The organism is Vibrio ziniensis, from assembly GCF_011064285.1.
Lineage (GTDB): Bacteria > Pseudomonadota > Gammaproteobacteria > Enterobacterales > Vibrionaceae > Vibrio > Vibrio ziniensis.
This window is the reverse complement of sequence record NZ_CP049331.1, coordinates 1,841,069-1,857,969: the sequence shown is the minus strand read 5'-3', so window position 1 is coordinate 1,857,969 and position 16,901 is coordinate 1,841,069. Positions and strand designations below refer to the sequence as shown.

14 protein-coding genes and 1 pseudogene are annotated in these 16,901 nt (G+C 42.1%); 8 read left to right on the top strand and 7 right to left on the bottom strand.

Going from position 1 to position 16,901, the window contains the following annotated elements; translation table 11 throughout:
- Positions 1 to 37: 37 nt before the first annotated feature.
- The 4 genes from G5S32_RS08455 to G5S32_RS08440 all read right to left on the bottom strand — a co-directional run bounded on the left by G5S32_RS08455 (position 38) and on the right by G5S32_RS08440 (position 4,108).
- Complete coding sequence (locus tag G5S32_RS08455) at positions 38 to 1,135, bottom strand: ABC transporter permease (RefSeq protein ID WP_165311600.1); 1,098 nt, start codon at positions 1,133 to 1,135, stop codon at positions 38 to 40.
- Positions 1,132 to 2,058 (bottom strand): ABC transporter ATP-binding protein, encoded by a 927-nt coding sequence (locus G5S32_RS08450; RefSeq protein ID WP_165311599.1) that lies wholly within the window; start codon positions 2,056 to 2,058, stop codon positions 1,132 to 1,134. The genes G5S32_RS08455 and G5S32_RS08450 overlap by 4 nt, the downstream gene beginning before the upstream one ends.
- An 8-nt stretch (positions 2,059 to 2,066) precedes the next feature.
- Entirely contained in the window at positions 2,067 to 3,011 is a 945-nt protein-coding gene (locus tag G5S32_RS08445) for an HlyD family secretion protein (protein WP_165311598.1), read from the bottom strand.
- 116 nt (positions 3,012 to 3,127) lie between these two features.
- Entirely contained in the window at positions 3,128 to 4,108 is a 981-nt protein-coding gene (locus G5S32_RS08440; protein ID WP_165311597.1) for a DHH family phosphoesterase, read from the bottom strand.
- 396 nt (positions 4,109 to 4,504) lie between these two features.
- On the opposite strand from G5S32_RS08440, the pseudogene G5S32_RS21505 reads away from it, so the two are divergent.
- The 6 genes and pseudogenes from G5S32_RS21505 to G5S32_RS08415 form a co-directional block, all read left to right on the top strand.
- Positions 4,505 to 5,590, top strand: a pseudogene (locus tag G5S32_RS21505) (pyridoxal phosphate-dependent aminotransferase); the annotation flags it as partial.
- A 147-nt stretch (positions 5,591 to 5,737) separates the two neighbouring features.
- Positions 5,738 to 6,517: an ABC transporter ATP-binding protein gene (locus tag G5S32_RS21500; protein WP_281347260.1), complete on the top strand. Its 780-nt coding sequence runs from the start codon at positions 5,738 to 5,740 to the stop codon at positions 6,515 to 6,517.
- Positions 6,518 to 6,526: 9 nt separating this feature from the next.
- Positions 6,527 to 7,237: an ABC transporter permease gene (locus tag G5S32_RS08430; RefSeq protein WP_165311595.1), complete on the top strand. Its 711-nt coding sequence runs from the start codon at positions 6,527 to 6,529 to the stop codon at positions 7,235 to 7,237.
- Between the two features lie 10 nt (positions 7,238 to 7,247).
- Positions 7,248 to 7,931 carry an ABC transporter permease gene (locus G5S32_RS08425; RefSeq protein ID WP_165311594.1) on the top strand — a complete coding sequence of 228 codons (684 nt, stop codon included), beginning with the start codon at positions 7,248 to 7,250 and terminating at the stop codon, positions 7,929 to 7,931.
- Positions 7,932 to 7,940: 9 nt separating this feature from the next.
- Positions 7,941 to 8,822, top strand: coding sequence for a DMT family transporter (locus tag G5S32_RS08420; protein ID WP_165311593.1), 882 nt, complete (start codon positions 7,941 to 7,943; stop codon positions 8,820 to 8,822).
- Positions 8,823 to 8,845: 23 nt separating this feature from the next.
- The gene (locus G5S32_RS08415) at positions 8,846 to 9,598 is read left to right on the top strand and encodes a transporter substrate-binding domain-containing protein (RefSeq protein ID WP_165311592.1); all 753 of its coding nucleotides are present in this window, start codon (positions 8,846 to 8,848) and stop codon (positions 9,596 to 9,598) included.
- 85 nt (positions 9,599 to 9,683) lie between these two features.
- On the opposite strand, the gene G5S32_RS08410 is transcribed toward G5S32_RS08415, so the two are convergent.
- On the bottom strand, positions 9,684 to 10,313 hold the full coding sequence (locus G5S32_RS08410; RefSeq protein WP_165311591.1) for a TetR family transcriptional regulator C-terminal domain-containing protein: 630 nt from the start codon (positions 10,311 to 10,313) through the stop codon (positions 9,684 to 9,686).
- A 267-nt stretch (positions 10,314 to 10,580) separates the two neighbouring features.
- On the opposite strand from G5S32_RS08410, the gene G5S32_RS08405 reads away from it, so the two are divergent.
- Entirely contained in the window at positions 10,581 to 13,406 is a 2,826-nt protein-coding gene (locus tag G5S32_RS08405; protein WP_165311590.1) for a polysaccharide lyase family 8 super-sandwich domain-containing protein, read from the top strand.
- A gap of 368 nt (positions 13,407 to 13,774) precedes the next feature.
- Here the strand turns inward: G5S32_RS08405 and G5S32_RS08400 are convergent, their stop codons facing one another.
- Together G5S32_RS08400 and G5S32_RS08395 are read right to left on the bottom strand one after the other, a co-directional pair.
- A complete protein-coding gene (locus tag G5S32_RS08400) occupies positions 13,775 to 14,449 on the bottom strand; it encodes a hypothetical protein (protein WP_165311589.1) in 675 nt (224 codons plus the stop codon).
- Positions 14,450 to 14,602: 153 nt separating this feature from the next.
- Positions 14,603 to 16,231: a methyl-accepting chemotaxis protein gene (locus G5S32_RS08395; protein WP_165311588.1), complete on the bottom strand. Its 1,629-nt coding sequence runs from the start codon at positions 16,229 to 16,231 to the stop codon at positions 14,603 to 14,605.
- Between the two features lie 375 nt (positions 16,232 to 16,606).
- Here G5S32_RS08395 and cowN point away from each other — a divergent pair, with 375 nt between their 5' ends.
- Positions 16,607 to 16,891 carry a N(2)-fixation sustaining protein CowN gene (gene cowN / locus G5S32_RS08390; protein ID WP_165311587.1) on the top strand — a complete coding sequence of 95 codons (285 nt, stop codon included), beginning with the start codon at positions 16,607 to 16,609 and terminating at the stop codon, positions 16,889 to 16,891.
- Positions 16,892 to 16,901: the final 10 nt, after the last annotated feature.

Below are 16,901 nucleotides of genomic sequence, written 5' to 3'. Positions count from 1 at the left end.
TGAGTTGCGACAGATTCTCAACGTAGTTTTAGTCGTCTTAATCCAAGGATTTTTTGAATCTCAGTGAGGCAACTATTAAACCAAGAAGTGTAAATCCAGCCAGCCATGCAGTATCTTTCCACAAATCTACCAAATCAGCGCCTCTAAGTACGATACCTCTGATCAACCTCATGAAATGCGTCGCTGGTAGAACTTCAGCTATCCACTGGGCTGCGAGCGGCATGCCTTCATAAGGAAATATGAACCCGGAAAGTAGAATAGAAGGGAGCAGTATAAACACCGTCATCTGCATTGCTTGCAGCTGTGTGTTCGCTAATGTTGAAATCATAAGACCGAGCGTTAAGCTAGCGGATATGAATAGCAAAGTGCCAAATAAAATCTGGCTGATATCACCGTTAATCGGAACACCGAAAATATAATATCCTAAGCCCAGTATGATAAATACCTGAATCAAGCCCACAAAAATATATGGGACGATTTTAGCCACCATCAGTTCTATAGGATGTACGGGGGTTGTGATCAACAGCTCTAGGTTACCTCGTTCTCGCTCTCTCACAATCGCTGCGCTAGTAAAAAGTATCATCGTCATCGTCAGTATCACGCCTAAAAGACCGGGTACTATATTGACTGCTGAACGTCGACTAGGGTTATAAAGCAGAGTTATTTCAAACGTGGGTGTGCTTGCTGGCTTTATCTTGAAGTCAAAGTCTGTGAGAGGCATGGCTTTCAACCCCATGATAGAACCTGCGATAATGGTGTCTGAACCATCGACCAACCATTGACCGAGTTCTCGACCTTCTTGTAACCGTTGCAGCAAATCTTTAGGTAGGATAAGTGCTGCACGAACATTGCCTTGCTGTATGGCTTGCTCTGCCTGTTTAGCTGTGGCGTATTTCTCCGTAACGGTGACAACTTGCGTGACTTTGACTGACTCCGTGAGTAAACGACCAAAGGCACTTTGGCTTTGATCAACTACAGCCACAGGGATATTACGCACATCGGTATTGATAGCGAAACCAAATAACAGCAATTGGATAAGCGGTATCATGACTACCATGCCAAATGTGATGCGGTCACGTGACAGTTGACGAAGCTCTTTAATCATCACTGCTTTCATCCGAAATAGGCTATTCATTGGCGTCCTTTCCCTGTCACGGTGACAAACACATCTTCAAGACTTGGGCGTGCAACCACCAGTTCTGCATTTTGTAAGCTAGGTTCAATGGTTTTTAGCCATTCGATCGGATTTTTGATTTCTTTGTTAATCAAGACTCGCAGACGCACACCTACTTGTGCCGCTGAGCGAATTTCTGGACGAATGATTAACGTTTCTTTGAGTTTACGAAGATTTGTCGCTTTCACTTCCACCACATTTACACCCATGTGTTGCATGAGCTTTTCTGGTTCGTCGTCAGCACGAATTTCACCCGCTTCCATAATGGCGAGTCTGTGGCAACGTTCTGCTTCGTCCATGTAGTGGGTGGTGACAAGAATGGTGGTTCCCTGAGAGGAAAGATCAAAGAGTTGCTCCCAAAACTCGCGACGATTTTCTGGATCAACCGCTGAGGTTGGCTCATCAAGAAACAGCAGTTCTGGATTGTGCATAGTGGCGGCAGCTAAAGCTAGACGCTGCTTCTGACCTCCACTCATGCTCGACACACGCTGCTTTCTGCGCTTGTCTAGTCCATAAGTCATCAACTGTTCATTGGTTCTCTGAGCTAGTACTTGACGGTTCATGCCAAAGATTTGTCCCATGAACTGCAAGTTTTCTTCAACGGTGAGTTCGTCATAAAGAGAAAACTTCTGGGTCATGTAACCGATCTTGAGACGTAGCAGCTCAGATTGTCTCGGTATCTCTAAGCCCAGAACATTGACCGAACCCGAAGTAGGGCTTAGCAAACCCGTAAGCACTCGAATAGTGGTTGATTTACCGCAACCATTGGGACCCAGAAAACCATAAATGCTGCCTTTCGGAACATTTAAATTGATACCCTCAATCGCGGTGAAGTCGCCAAATCTTTTAACGACTTCATTTGCCTGTATCGCGTATTCTGTCATTACGGCACCTACGGTAAATCAACTTGAGCTGGAATGCCCGACGGTAGGTTTTGAGCATCTTCAGCTAAATCAATTTCCGCCAGATACATCAAGCGAGCACGTTCATTTTCTGTAAGTGCATAATAGGGAGTGAACGAAGGATCGTTAGCAATCCAACGCAAAGTGCCTTTGTAGGTTCGGTCTAAGCCGTCGATATGTACCGCCAGAGTCGTTCCTTGGGTGAGTTTTACTCGATAAGGCTCTGGGATGTATACACGAGCATAAGGTGAGTTATTGGCTTGAACAACGGCAACGATGCTACCAACAGAAACGCGCTCACCGAGATTATAGGGCAGGTTGTCTAATACGCCGTCACGAGTTGCTACTATGGTTAGCTCATTCAGTTTCTGTTGCTGAACTGCTGTGTTAGCGATGGCGGCAGCAAGTTCCGCTTTTGCTTGTTCAATGTCTTCAACACGGGCACCTGCCGTCAGTTTAGCAAACTCTTCTTTGGCAGAATCTAACTCAGCCCGTGCCGAATCTCTGGCTGACAGCGCGGTATCTTTTTCTGACTCACTAATTAGATTTTTGGTCACCAGTTCCGCTTTACGACGATAGTTTTTGTTCGCCTCGGTTAGCTTCGCGGTTGCCAAAGTGATTTTTGCTTGCGCAACCGCGATGTCTTCTGGTCGTTCGCCATTGGCTAGTTTAGTTAAGTAAGCATTGGCTTTTGACTGCTGAGCGATGGCTTGCGCCAGTACCGCCTCTTGACTAGTTGTGTCCAATTTCACTAAAACGTCACCGATTTTTACCTGGCTCCCTTCCTTTACTGGTAGCTGTCTAATGATCTCATTGCTGGTGGCAGAAAAAGTGACTCTGTCTCTTTCCAAAGTGCCAAGAGCTTGTGCGCCATTATCTGGTGAGCAGGACATGATTAATGGAATAAATGCCAAAAGAGCGCAAATTGATTTCATAACAAACTCCGTTGGAAAGCGGAATTTAAAAATAACCGATTAAAGTCAATGCCCCAATAAGTTTATGTTCAGAAAAGCCTTTTTAGGGCACATTATTGCTATAAATAAATGTGAAATCACATTGCTGCTAGCTTAAGTCTTGGTTTAATTAAATCGTAGATGTAGTGGAACTCATCATCGAGTTGATAGCTATGGTTGATTATCCCTGCAGCCATATGTGGATGACCACCACCAAATCCTATGCCGGTATGATTTAAAGCTTCAGTGATTATTTTTGCCATATTATTTTGTTTACACTCAGAACGAAGTGAAATGAATGTTTTCTCATGGTTTCTCGTACTAAGAACAACCAAATCAACTTCATTGACTCCAAGTAGAAAATCGCCCAAGACACCTAACATATTCTTAGGGCAACCTTCAGGTAACATCGCAAACACACAATTGTCTTCTCTGTGCATGGATTCGAGCAATGAGTCGAATAATGGCAGGTCTTCTAGCTCGAGTTGATTACGGCATATTTTGTTCACCAGTGCCATTTCTGCTCTAGATTGGAGGAGAATCAATGCATTGATATCTGCAGGGCTGACAGCTCTGGTAAAGTTGGCCGTATCAAATGTAAGTCCGACCAATAAAGCGCTTGCTATACGTTGCGGTATATCGAGTTGGAAATAATTGAAGTACTCAACCAATATAGTCGCGGTTGAACCATATTCGGGACGAATATCTGCATACCATACGAAGTCGGGAGCTGTAACCTGATGGTGGTCTATAACTGCGACTTCCAATCCAGGGAAGTCGGTTACATTTTTTTCTCCGATACAGCCGTCGACAACAATAATTTTGTCATTGGGAGTCAGATTTAATTTGCTTGGTTCGATTAGAGGTATTTCTAACCAATCAATAAGGTTACGTAGTGATATTCTGTCGACAAACCCATTGTAGGTAATAAAAGGAGTGAATCCTTGCTTACGGAGTAAATAAGCCATTGCAAAAGCGGATGCTATCGCATCGTGATCTGGGAAATCGTGGGCTTGTACAATTACTCGTTCATTGGGATTGAGTTTATTTAAGAATTTTTCAAACAATGAAAGATTCATCGTATGTTTCCTACCTGCTAATACATAAAATTTATTTATATTTTTCGCAAATTTACAATATATCGTACTAAGTGCAAGTGAATAGTTTTACAAACGAGTATCTCTGTCATCATGATTGTTTTATAACCTACGTGTCCGAGTGGCCTTAAAAATATTTTAATGCACCATATTTGGGCGGTGGCTTATTTCGTGTTCATTTTTTTGCCATTAATTGTCCTTCCTATATCACTTTTCTTGCGCACCAAAAGCGGCTGTTTAATGCACTGATTTAATGCATTTTATACATTTGTATAAATTGTTAAATTTGCTTGTTGAACGATCGTACATTTTTGTTGTAGGCTCGATTCTATCAAGGATGAAAACAGCATTGGATTAGCTGTAGAGGGAGTAACTAACATGAAGTATTCACCGTTTGTTGAGCGATTAAAAAGTGAAGGTGGTGACGCGTGGGAAATACACGTGAAAGCACTTGAAGCGGAAAGAGAGGGTGAGGATGTTATTGTACTCAGCGTCGGTGACCCTGACTTTAAAACACCGGATGTTATCTGTGATCGTTTAATACAAGCGATTAACGAAGGTGATACTCATTACTCAGATATTCAAGGCTATCCTGAACTGCGCAGAGCCATTGCTGAAAAACACAATCAGCGTGCTGTTCATCCAATAACAGAAGACAACATCATTATCGTTCCCGGTGCTCAAAATGGCCTCTATTGTTCAGCAGCATGTTTGCTCAATGAAGGCGATGAAGTGCTGGTTCTTGATCCTGCATATTTGACATATGAAGCCACGCTTAGCGCTTCTGGAGCAAAGGTTGTTCCTGTTAAAACCAATACCGATGAATACTTCCGCTTGGACGCAGAGGCTTTACGCCGCGCTGTTACACCTAAAACCAAAGCGATATTCTTTGCTAACCCTAATAATCCGACGGGAAGAATGCTTGATAAAGAAGAGCTGCAACACATAGCGGATATTGCTATCGAGTTCGACTTATGGGTGGTTTCTGACGAGGTTTATTGTGCGCTGGCGTTTGAAAAAGAACACATCTGCATTCATGAGCTAGAAGGAATGGCTGAGCGCACCGTGGTACTTGGTAGCCTATCTAAATCCCATGCCATGACAGGTTGGCGTGTGGGTTGGATGATTGCTAATTCCCAACTCATTGAACACGTAGACCGACTGCTACTCAACATGTTTTATGGATTGCCGGGCTTTATTCAACAAGCCGCAATCACTGCGATGCAGCATTACGACAATATCTCTGCGGATATGCGAGAAGTGTATCGCAGACGTTGTAACGTGGTGTGCGAGGGTTTAGCGGACTGTCCTTCCCTCACTGTGCTAAGACCGGATTCAGGCATGTTTGTGTTGCTCGATATTCGCCAGCTTGGGATGACAAGTAAACAATTTGTCTGGAAGTTGTTCGAACATTCCCAGGTTTCAACGTTAGATGCTTCAGCTTTTGGCGAGGCAACACAAGGTTTTGTAAGACTTTCCTTTGCGATCAGTGAAGAGAAGCTCGCTGATGCCTGTAAACGCATTACCCGCTTTATTAGTGAACTGGTTGAAAACGGCATTACTCATGTTCAGACCGTATCAAGGTTTAACACCGTGAAACAACCTGAAATCGTGCTACCGAAGAAAGTGATTGAAGTGGTCGACTTGCACAAAAGCTTTGGTGATCACGAAGTGCTGAAAGGCGTTTCACTGACAGCTCGTGAAGGTGAAGTCATCTCTCTTATTGGTGGCTCTGGTTCGGGTAAAAGTACTTTGCTTCGTTGTATCAATATGCTTGAAGTGCCAAACAAAGGGTTGGTGTATATCAATGGAGAAGGTATCGAGACGGCGATTGATAATCGCGGTGAACCGTATGTCAGAGATCAGCGTCAACTGCTTGATATCCGTTCGCGATTGGGCATGGTTTTCCAGAATTTTAACTTGTGGCCGCACCGTACTGTTTTAGAGAACCTGATTGAAGCACCTATTCATGTATTTGGTGAATCCAAGGCTGAAGCGATCGAGCGTGCAGAAGCGCTGCTTGAACGTGTAGGAATGGCGCATAAAAAAGATGCTTATCCAGGCTTTTTATCTGGTGGTCAGCAGCAACGTGTTGCGATTGCGAGAGCATTGGCGGTTGAACCTAAAGCAATGCTGTTTGATGAGCCTACATCGGCTCTCGATCCGGAGTTAGTAGGAGAAGTACTTAAAGTCATACGTTCATTGGCGGAAGAAGGCAGAACCATGATTCTAGTGACGCATGAAATGGCATTTGCGCGCGAAGTTTCTTCTCATGTTGCATTTCTACATCAGGGCATTATTGAAGAGCAAGGCACTCCTGCGTCTTTGTTTAATAACCCGACCAGTGAACGTTGTCGCCAGTTTATTAACGCTCAGAACAACCGTGGTTAGGAGTTGAATATGAAGGATGTATTTCAACTTATTGGTTTTGGTGAGAACGGCTGGGGGAATGCCTTACTCGAGGGGGCTGTGGTTACGATGCAGATCTCTGTGGGGGCATTTTTAGTCGGAATTATAATTGGTCTATTGACTGCTATCGCCAAGCTGCAAGGTTCGCCAGCAGTAAACACAGTAGCAAAAGGCTATACCACGGTTTGTCGTGCCGTCCCTGAGTTGCTCCTTATCATTGTTTTATTTTACGGCGGTAGCACACTAATTAACTACTTTGCCTCTGCTTTAGGGTTTGGAGATATTGAAATCGCAGGTATGCCCGTTGCGATTGTGGTACTGGGTTTAGTGCAGGGCGCTTATGCCTCGGAGATTTTTCGTGGTGCTATTCAGTCTGTTAATGTTGGACAAGTCGAAGCAGGGCATGCGTACGGTATGAGCGGTAAGAAATTATTCTTTCGTGTCACCTTGCCTATGATGGCGCCCAATGCCTTGGCAGGGCTTTCAAACCTTTGGGTGAACCTTATCAAAGACAGTGCGCTTATTAGTGTGGTTGGAACCAACGAGTTGCTTTACACAGCGAAACAGGCTGGTGGTTCAACACGAGAATATTTGGTCTTTTTCCTTGCTGCTGCCGTGATTTATTACCTCATTACGCTCGCTTCAAGCTTCTTGTTGAGATTGCTAGAACAGCATCTACGCCGCTGGCAGCCTAAACATTAAGGAGAGACAGATGGACGTTATTATTGAATACGCAGATCTTGTGCTGAGTGGTTTGAAAGTGACCACGCTGCTGTTGATCATCTCTCTGGTACTCGGTTTTGTGTTCGCGGTAGGCGTGGGTATTGCTCGTATCTCGAACAATCGACTTATTTCCTATCCGGCGTTTGCTTTTACTAGTGTTATCCGTGGAACGCCTTTGCTGGTACAGATTTATATCTATTACTACGGATTGGGCACTCTGTTTTCGCAGATGCCAGGAATACGCTCAAGCTTTCTTTGGCCCTATTTAAGAGATGGTTTCTGGTATGTGGCTTTTGCGCTCATTCTTTCAACGGCAGCCTATTTGGGCGAGGTGATTCGTGGTGGGTTACTGTCGGTACCGAAAGGTGAAGTGGAAGCTGCTCGCTCATTTGGTATGACAGCCACCAAAGCGATGTTGCGAGTTCGCTTGCCTCGCGCGCTTTACCAACTAGCGCCCACACTCGCAGGAGAAACGGTATTACTGCTTAAATCGACTGCACTAGCTTCGACTATTGCGGTGGTGGATCTCCTAGGGGCCGCTAACCGACTTCGTTCAATCACCTTTGAAATCTATAAACCATTGCTGGTTGTTGCCGTGATTTACATTGTGATGACGTATTTGATTGAATTTGTGTTCGCCAGAATCGAACAGAAAATTCCAGCGCGTCGATAGGGGATAAACATGTTAAGCATTAACAAAGGAATCGTACTCTGCTTTGCTGCATATGCTTCATTCTCGGTTCAAGACGCTGTAATGAAATGGATGGTCGCAGACTTCTCGGTTGCTGAGCTTTTATTCTGGCGCAGCCTGACCATGCTGTTGGTTTGTCTAGCCATTGGGCGTCGTCAATTAGTTTCTCAAACTCTTGCTTCACCGGTACTAAAACCTTTGATGTGGCGAAGCTTCATCGCTGGATTGGCTTGGGTATTTTATTACCTATCGGCCAAGGAACTCACACTGGCACAGATGACGACATTGTATTACTCAGCGCCAGTTATCGTTGTGGTGTTAGCAGTCGCCTTTCTTCAAGAAAAACCGACGCCAATGCAGTGGGCAAGTGTCGTTATTGGTTTTGTCGGCGTCTTAGTGGCCTCTCGCCCAAGTTTTACCAGCCAAGCCTTATCCGTCTTTTACGCACTTTTCTCGGCGCTTTTATGGGCATACACCTATGTGCTACTTAGACAACTTGCTGGCAAGGCTTCGGTGCTGATGCAGATGTTTGCTGCCAATGGCATGTTTGTTTTGATGACGGGGCTGAGCTTACCTTTCACCTTCACCGTTTGGGATGACAACACCATTATGGTGATGCTGTTAACCGGCCTGATTGGCGGCCTGGGGCAGTATTTACTTTTTGTCAGCTTCGAACATGTGGAAGCAACGGTGCTAGCACCAATCGAATATACTGGGCTTATTTGGGCATTTTTGTTCTCATTTTTGATCTGGGGAGATGAACCGAATGCCTTCCTGATCTCAGGAGCCGTACTTATTGCAATCAGTGGGTTAGTGTCGATTATTGCTAATGATCGTAAAACGAAATCACTGATGGTTAATGCAGAGTCTTAAGGATATACAACAAGGAGAGTTATATGAAAAAGGCACTATTGTTATCAGCGTTACTCGCGACATTCTCAATTCAGGCAGCAGACACCGTACGTGTTGCAGTAGCTGCAGAACCCTATCCACCGTTTGCGACTAAACAAGCAGATGGTTCGTGGAAGGGTTTTGAAATCGATTTGATTAATAAGATCTGTAGTGATGCGAGTCTTAATTGCGAAATTAAAGAAATTGCATGGGATGGTATTATTCCAGCGCTCGTTGCCGACAAGGTAGACGCAATTTTTGCTTCTATGACCATTACGGATGAACGTGCTAAGAAAGTATTGTTCACCAAGCCTTACTACAACACTCTACCTGCGGTTGTGGGTTTAGAAGGTCAGAAATTTGCATTTGAAAAAGATGCACTAAAAGGCAAAATTATCGGTGTTCAAACTTCAACTATCGCTGCTTTTTATGCTCAGGAGAAAGTTGGTAAATGGGCTGAAGTTCGCCAATACGATACTCAAGATGCAGTAAACGCAGACTTGTTAGCAGGTCGTATTGATTACATGATCGCAGACGATATCCCAGCGACAGAATTCTTCAACAGTAACAAAGCAGGCTTAGAATACTACGGCAAAGTGAGTTATGAGCCGATGTTAGGTCAAGGGATTGGTGCCGCAGTGCGTCAAGATGATACTGCGCTAGAACAAAAACTGAGTGGTGCTATTACAGCTTTAGTGAAAAGTGATTATTACGACAAACTTTCAATGCAATATTTTGGAACTAATATTGCGCCGTAACATTTTACTATTAAACGTTGGTTTATCGAATGTTTAATTGATAATCAGAGGCAGGTTGATTGCCTCTGATTATTTCTTTATATAACTAGAATATTTCTGCTCTATATCCTTTTAGCCAACTTCTTGCAATGGTAAGCGCATCATAACTTTCTTTATTCTCAGATTTCCTTTTATTATCAAATAAGGTTTCTCTTACCCAAAGCCCATCTAATAATGCCATTAAACTTTGTGTAGCCATTGAAATGTTATCAATACTGAGTTTTTCTTCCACACTTATATTAGTCAATAGCTCTTCTAATAATGACAGGGTTTCATTATTCACACGATTATAAGTATCTTCCATTTCTTTGGAATCACGGATTAAGCTCCAGAATACAAGCCATGCTTTCAGTAGATCAGGGTCTAGAGCTTCTTCTGAGAAGTTTTCTCGGAAAAAAATGTCCAATTTTTCAGCTGCACTACCAGTACTTATTTGGATTTGCTCTTTCACCGACTGAAGAAAATCAGTGGAGATAACATTGTAAGTTTGAGCGATAAGGTTATAAACGGAACCAAAGTGATGGTTCACTAACCCTTGAGATACATTGGCTTCCTTGGTTATTTTTCGAACAGATAAACCAGAGTATCCTTCAGATATTAAACATCGTAACGCGCTACTGATTAATAATGATTTACGTTCGTCTGGTTCATATCGATCAAATTTTTTTATTTTCATATAATATATTTACTAATCTATTATCTAAAGAATACATTTCATTTAATTATATATTTAATTCTTCGATATTTCTTTTGTTATTTACTATATTTTTTCTTTTTTATATCATCTGAAGTTTATCATCGATCGCATTTTATAATTTTAATCATTTTTAGTTTTAAATATCAATATCTGATCTCATAAACATCAATAGTCAGTAACGTACGGTTTAATTTCCTTTTTATGATGATGTCAGTTAGTCAACTCATTAATAAACAAGGATAAAATGTGCAAACTTTCAAATATTCACTTATGGCTATTTCTTTAATGACCATAATTGGTTGTAAAGATACGACAAGCCCTGACGTTCAGCTTAAAGTTGATAATTCACAAGCGAGTGCCGAAGATTTTGATGTCTTAAAGCATAGAGTTATTCCCGATTTTGTCGCAAGCTCTGAAGCAGCAGCAGCGAAGCAAGGCTCAAGCCTAGCTGTTTTAGCCAACGATTACGCCGCGAGCCTGACTGAATTAGGTGCGTGGGCAGATATCAATTATCGCCAAATTGATCCGCCTGGCTGGCAACCTAGCCTTCATTTGGACCGCTTAGTGATTATTGCCGCTCAATACAATAAGACCCCAACGCCAGAATTGGGTAAAGCAGTTAGTGAGGCGTTGTCTTATTGGCTAGAAGCAAATCCGAAAAGTTGGAACTGGTGGTGGCATGACATCGGTATTCCTAAACGTATTGGTTACAGCGCGGTAATGGCTAAGGATGCCTTAGATAACAGCTTGTTAGAGAGAATTGCTCAATACTTACCAGATACTCCTAACTATTCTCCCAATAACCCAAACAGCCTAATCCCTAAAGCGGCTAACCGTACTGATATTGCGTTAGCAGTGTTAAACAGAGGATTACTCACTGGGGATGCACAAATGGTCGGGAAAGCTATTTCTGATATAGAAGAGACCATCTCGATTGGTACTGTAGAAGGTATTCAACATGATTACTCTTTTCACCAGCATGGGCCTCAGCTATATACCTCTGGTTATGGACCTGTTTGGTTTGGTGCAGCGGCAAAGTGGGCCAGTTTTGTTGATGGTTTACCGTGGCAATTTTCTCCCGAAAAAACAGATGTCCTTGTTTCTTATATGATGGATGGCCAACGTTGGTCTAAGCGTCATGGGCAATGGGATTACAATACGATGAGTCGCGGTATTAGTCGCGTAAAATCGACTGAATACCTGCCTATAAATACGGACAGTTTGCCTGAAAACACTCCTATGGACTTGGTGGCTAAATGGGCTCCTGAACGCGCACAAGAAGCGGAAAATTTCAAACGTCATGAGTATGGGAATTCTGGCTCTGGCTTAAATGGATTTAAGCATTTCTGGCGTAGTGATTATTCTGTGAAATCTGCAGATAGTCACTTGTTCAGCATCGGAATGAATTCACAACGTGTTGAACCTGCTGAAGCTGGAAACGGTGAGAACCTTAAAGGTTTCTGGTTGGGCTTTGGTAGTACCTTCTTACTGCAACGTGGTAACGAATATCATAATATCTTCCCTGTTTGGGACTGGTCGCTAGTGCCCGGTGTTACTGCTCCAGAATATGTAGGGCAACCGGCTGATTGGGGAAGGATAATGCAGCCCGATGTATCGTTTGTCGGTGGTGTATCTAATGGTAAATATGGTGTAACAACCATGGATATGGATATTGAAATTCGACACTCGGAAGTTGCGCATTCTACGCAACCTAACTTTTATCAATTAGGTGAGGGTAAGGGTAGAACGACAGCTAAGAAATCGTGGTTTAGCTTTTCGAAAGAAATTGTCGCTTTAGGAGCTGGCATAAATTCGACTAACTATGAAAACGTGAATACTACTTTGAACCAAGTTTTGTTAAACGGAGAGGTCGTTGTTGATGGCCAAATTATAGAGCAAGGTCAGCGGGTGCTTAACAATAGTCGATGGGTACACCATGATAACGTAGGTTATGTTTTCCCGACCAACTGGAATGGTAAGCTGTCTAACCAAGCACAAATAGGGTCTTGGAAGTCCATTCGAACTACAAACGCTCCTGAAACAATAAGTAAAGATGTGTTCACCTTATCGATAAATCATGGCATTGAACCTGTCGATCAAAGTTACCAGTATATATTGTTGCCAGGATCGAATGCTGAAGAAGTATCCGCATATACATCAGATATTCCTGTAGCTGTTATTTCTAATACTGAACAACTTCAAGCCGTTCGTCACAAAGAGCTCAACGTCACGGGTATTGTCTTCCATAAGGCAGGAGAAATCGCACTAGCTGATGGTATGGTTGTGAAAGCCAATCTTCCGAGCGTAGTGCTGATAGATGAAAGCGGTGAAGCACCTATACTAAGTGTATCAACTCCAGGTCAAAGTTATGCACCACTTGAGTTAACTCTATTATCAAGTAAATACGGTGACGTTACGCACTCAGTTTTGACGCCGGGTAGTAAAGCCGAAACGGGTAAAACCATCACTTTTACATGGAATGAGAAAGTGGATAATTCTCTACTTAATGCTGCGTTGGCAAAGGAGCAGAAAGAGTTAGCAGACCAAACTGAGTTCCAGTTACCTGCTGAAGCTGATTCAGAAATTCAAGATGGGCGTTATGCAGATGAGAATTTCGATATTGTTTCACGTTGGGACTTATATGTTGGTCAAATTGCTGACAAAGAATCTCAAGATGTCAATGCGACCAAAACATCTAAGTCATTGATTAAATTTAATCTTGCTCGACTAACTGAAACGCCAGTTAAAAAAGCAATTTTGAAGCTTCATGTCCGTGATGTTAAGGGAACGGGAGAGCAAATTATCAATGTACTAAAACTGGATAATAGCCAATGGCATGAAAGTCAGGTTACATGGAATGATGTTGATGGTATAGCCTTACCGATTAATCAGTCACTAACAATCAGTGATAAAGACACCAAACAATGGGTAGAACTGGATCTCACCGAACTTGTAGACTCGTCTCGTAAACAAGGTGCTTTAAGCCTAATACTTGAGAGTGCGGGTGATGGGTACGTATCATTTGGTTCAGATGAAACTGAACAAATCCCAATGCTTGATATTGTAAGATAAGAAAATAAAGTGATTTTTATTTTATGGAATAACGGTGGCAAGTTGCCACCGTTTTTATATTTAGTGCTACACATGAAAATATAGGGAAGTTTTAGTTTGTGTAATTCCTAGCCTACCTGCTTTGGATCAAGGTAGGTAGCAAAAAAGGTCATTAAGGTTGTTAAGTTGAAGGAGACAACTTAGATGAACAAATGTGGGCAATGTAGACAGTTCTCTCGAACTGCTGATAATCAAAAAGACTTGTGTGGAGCTTGGGAACAACCCACGACGGCAACACGAGTTGCATGTGATTACTTTATGCCGAAAAAACCGCTTCGCAATCATGAACAGACGGCAAGCCAATCTTAGCTGCATCCTAACAATAGCTGCTACTTCTTAGCTTCCATCTTTTCTAATAATGCTTTCTTAGGCTTAGCTACGATTCCGTAGATGAACGCGACAGGTAGACCTACAGCAAGCAGTAAAATGATGGAGACAACAATAATGAGCGTGATAATAAGTTTCCAAAGAATGTTGTCTAACACATTTATAGAGATACTTGGAATGTGATCTTTTGACGCCTCAAACAGCTTTTCTGTGTTACTGACGAAGTCTGGATACTGAGCAAGAATCTCTAGAATGTCGTTATTAATCGATTCTAAGCTAAGCGCAATTCCTGCCAAAGAATCGTTGACTTGAGGCAGTTCTCGAGCAGTGGTTGGAATGGTTTCGATCATACCATTTACCGAGTTGCTTAATTGAGTCGCGCTGCTAATCATTTCAGATAGTTTTTGCTGATTTTCTGCTGACAGATCTACATCACTTTTCGCCAGATTATCCAGTGAACCAGACAAAGCATTTATTGCATCTGCCAATTGTTTAGTTGCTTCACCAACGGTCGTCAGTTCCACATTCACTGAGTTAACGTTGACATCAACAATAGGGGACTTGTTAGATAGAGGTTCAGCTTTCTGCATCTCGGTTGCTAAAACGGAAGAACTGGAAAGCAATGAAATCATTAACCCTAATTTGAAGAAGACTAAAGGAATCATTTTCGTAGTCATAGCTTTGTCTCTGCGAAGTATAATTCATGCCATTATAGACATGAAACTGAGTACATATTGTCTTTCATATCCGTTCTTCTTGTACTTTAATTGCGACGCAAAACAAAAAGGAGCACTCATAGGCGCTCCTTTTGTTGTATTGATTAACTTGGCTTAACTGATTTTAAACTGACCCACATCATTAGAAAGTTTGCCAACAGATTTACCAACCAATTTCGCTACATCGTTAATTTCATCTGATAAGCTTTGACTAACACGATTCTGCTCGTTCAGGTGCTCAAGGTTAGCACTTAGCTCTTCTGAGACACTGCTCTGTTGTTCGGTGGCCGTGGCTATCTGAGTGGCCATATCGCTAACGATGGTTGCAGAAGATTGAATAGATTCAAACATTTGCTGAATATTCAAAGAGAGTTCAACGTTTTTCTCTACACGGTTTGAACCATCTAAAATTGAACTTACCGCGTCTTTCACACCATTTTGCAATTTGTCGATCATGGTCTGAATTTCTTCTGTCGATTTTTGTGTTTTGCTAGCGAGTGAACGAACTTCATCGGCTACCACCGCAAATCCACGACCTTGTTCTCCTGCACGGGCTGCCTCGATTGCCGCATTTAGTGCAAGCAGGTTTGTTTGCTCTGCAATGTTGCGAATCACTTCGAGCACTGTCGCGATGTTGTTTGATTCATGTGAAAGCTGCTCAATAACTTGATTTGCCTTTTTAATTGAATTGGCTAACTGGCGGATCTCTTGAACGGAGTTTTCGACCACTTTCATACCTTGAGATGTAAGTTCAGCGGTATGGTCTGTTTCGCTGGCGGTGCTTAAGGTACGTTCCGCAACTTCGCGAATAGATACGCTGAACTCATTAACTGCTGCTGCAATTTGCTCAATACTTTTTGTCTGCTCATTGCTGACTTGTTGAGCATTTTCGTGAGTCTTCGCCAACTGTATTGCATTGTTATCCAGCGACGCACTGCTTGACGAAATCTCTGAAATAAGGGTTTGAAGCTTAGCCACAAATTCATCAAATGCAGAAGCTAGCTTGCCCAGTTCGTCGCTGCGTTGAGAGTTAATTCTCTGAGTTAGATCACCATCGCCTTCGCTGATTTCTTTAATGCGTCTGGTGAGATCGTTAACACTATTCACCAAAACCTTTGGTACCACATAGCTTAACGCAGCGGTCAAAATAATGATAAAGGCGACGAACAGCATCATAGAAAACTGCATCGTTGATGTTTCTTCAGAAAATGCGTTTACGTCAGTATTAACTTCAGTATCGAGTTCCTGACTAGCAACATCGTAGAGTTCACGCAAATTTTGGAAATTTTGAGATACCTTTGAGCCAAGTAGAGACTCTGCTTCTTTGGTGTTACCACTGTCTACGAGTTTGAAATATTCGTTGGATGATTGTTCCCACTTTTGAAAGCGATTATCAAAATCTTTCACTTTGGCAATGATTGCGGGGTGGGTGCTCATAAGATTTTTAAACTTCATCATCCGGTCATAGGCTTGCTTCGCATTGTCTTTGAAATCTTGTAAGTCTTCGTTGCCAGGACTGAGCAAATAGTGCAGTTGAGCGACGTAAGCTTGGTATAAGTCTCGGTCTGCGTTTAGAACGAAAGTGACAGAAGGAATGAACTGGTGTCCTAAATTGTCTACACCACTATTAAGTTTTTTGGTTAGTGTTCCATAGCTAACAAATAAAATAATGAGTGAAACAACAGCAATTCCCATTGAAATTGAAAGTTTGGCTCGAATGCTCTTAGTTACTATCCCGAACATAAATCACCTCATGTGATAAAAATTCAAATACAACACTGACGATCTTTTTATTGTTTGTTTTAATTTAATTGAAAAACAAAATAGCTGTAAAGCAATTTGTCTATATGCATCAATACACTAAGGCATGTCGATAAAATGTGAATTTGCGGTAATTTGAAATATCCGCGTTTGAAAACATAGTGTCGTCAGAGGATTGTTCTATCGGTGTTTGACTATTAGTTGTAATTGTCTGAATAGCAACAAAATTAGAGTAATTACGACAATTAGAAAACAGTTTAATTAATAGTTTTTCAAATAAATCATAGTGTTAATGATTGGCTTACAATTTGCCCAGTGAACTTATTTGTTCAAACTTTTGCTTAGAAGGAATCAGTAATGTTAACTCCAGACTCGGATCGTTATATCTCTTTTTGTAATATCGAATGTGACCAAAATGCAGATCTGTTGGTCACTCTTCTTGATAAACATTTAGATGCTGGACACGGCAAAGAGCAGTGGCATAGTTATTTTCGTAATAAACAACAAGAACAGAAAAACATGGGAAGGGACAACCTAAATTTTGTAGGGAATCAATTAAACGTTCTTTATAGTTATTTCGCTGAATGCGACGATAGCGATGCGCTTGACCTTCTCTATAAATTGGAACAAGAGTGTTGCTAGTAAAGCAAAT

Bases quoted from the DNA above. Each gene is read 5' to 3' on its own strand.
- G5S32_RS08455 (WP_165311600.1), bottom strand. From the start codon at position 1,135: ATGAATAGCCTATTTCGGATGAAAGCAGTGATGATTAAAGAGCTTCGT.
- G5S32_RS08450 (WP_165311599.1), bottom strand. From the start codon at position 2,058: ATGACAGAATACGCGATACAGGCAAATGAAGTCGTTAAAAGATTTGGC.
- G5S32_RS08445 (WP_165311598.1), bottom strand. From the start codon at position 3,011: ATGAAATCAATTTGCGCTCTTTTGGCATTTATTCCATTAATCATGTCC.
- G5S32_RS08440 (WP_165311597.1), bottom strand. From the start codon at position 4,108: ATGAATCTTTCATTGTTTGAAAAATTCTTAAATAAACTCAATCCCAAT.
- G5S32_RS08430 (WP_165311595.1), top strand. From the start codon at position 6,527: ATGAAGGATGTATTTCAACTTATTGGTTTTGGTGAGAACGGCTGGGGG.
- G5S32_RS08425 (WP_165311594.1), top strand. From the start codon at position 7,248: ATGGACGTTATTATTGAATACGCAGATCTTGTGCTGAGTGGTTTGAAA.
- G5S32_RS08420 (WP_165311593.1), top strand. From the start codon at position 7,941: ATGTTAAGCATTAACAAAGGAATCGTACTCTGCTTTGCTGCATATGCT.
- G5S32_RS08415 (WP_165311592.1), top strand. From the start codon at position 8,846: ATGAAAAAGGCACTATTGTTATCAGCGTTACTCGCGACATTCTCAATT.
- G5S32_RS08410 (WP_165311591.1), bottom strand. From the start codon at position 10,313: ATGAAAATAAAAAAATTTGATCGATATGAACCAGACGAACGTAAATCA.
- G5S32_RS08400 (WP_165311589.1), bottom strand. From the start codon at position 14,449: ATGACTACGAAAATGATTCCTTTAGTCTTCTTCAAATTAGGGTTAATG.
- G5S32_RS08395 (WP_165311588.1), bottom strand. From the start codon at position 16,231: ATGTTCGGGATAGTAACTAAGAGCATTCGAGCCAAACTTTCAATTTCA.
- cowN (WP_165311587.1), top strand. From the start codon at position 16,607: ATGTTAACTCCAGACTCGGATCGTTATATCTCTTTTTGTAATATCGAA.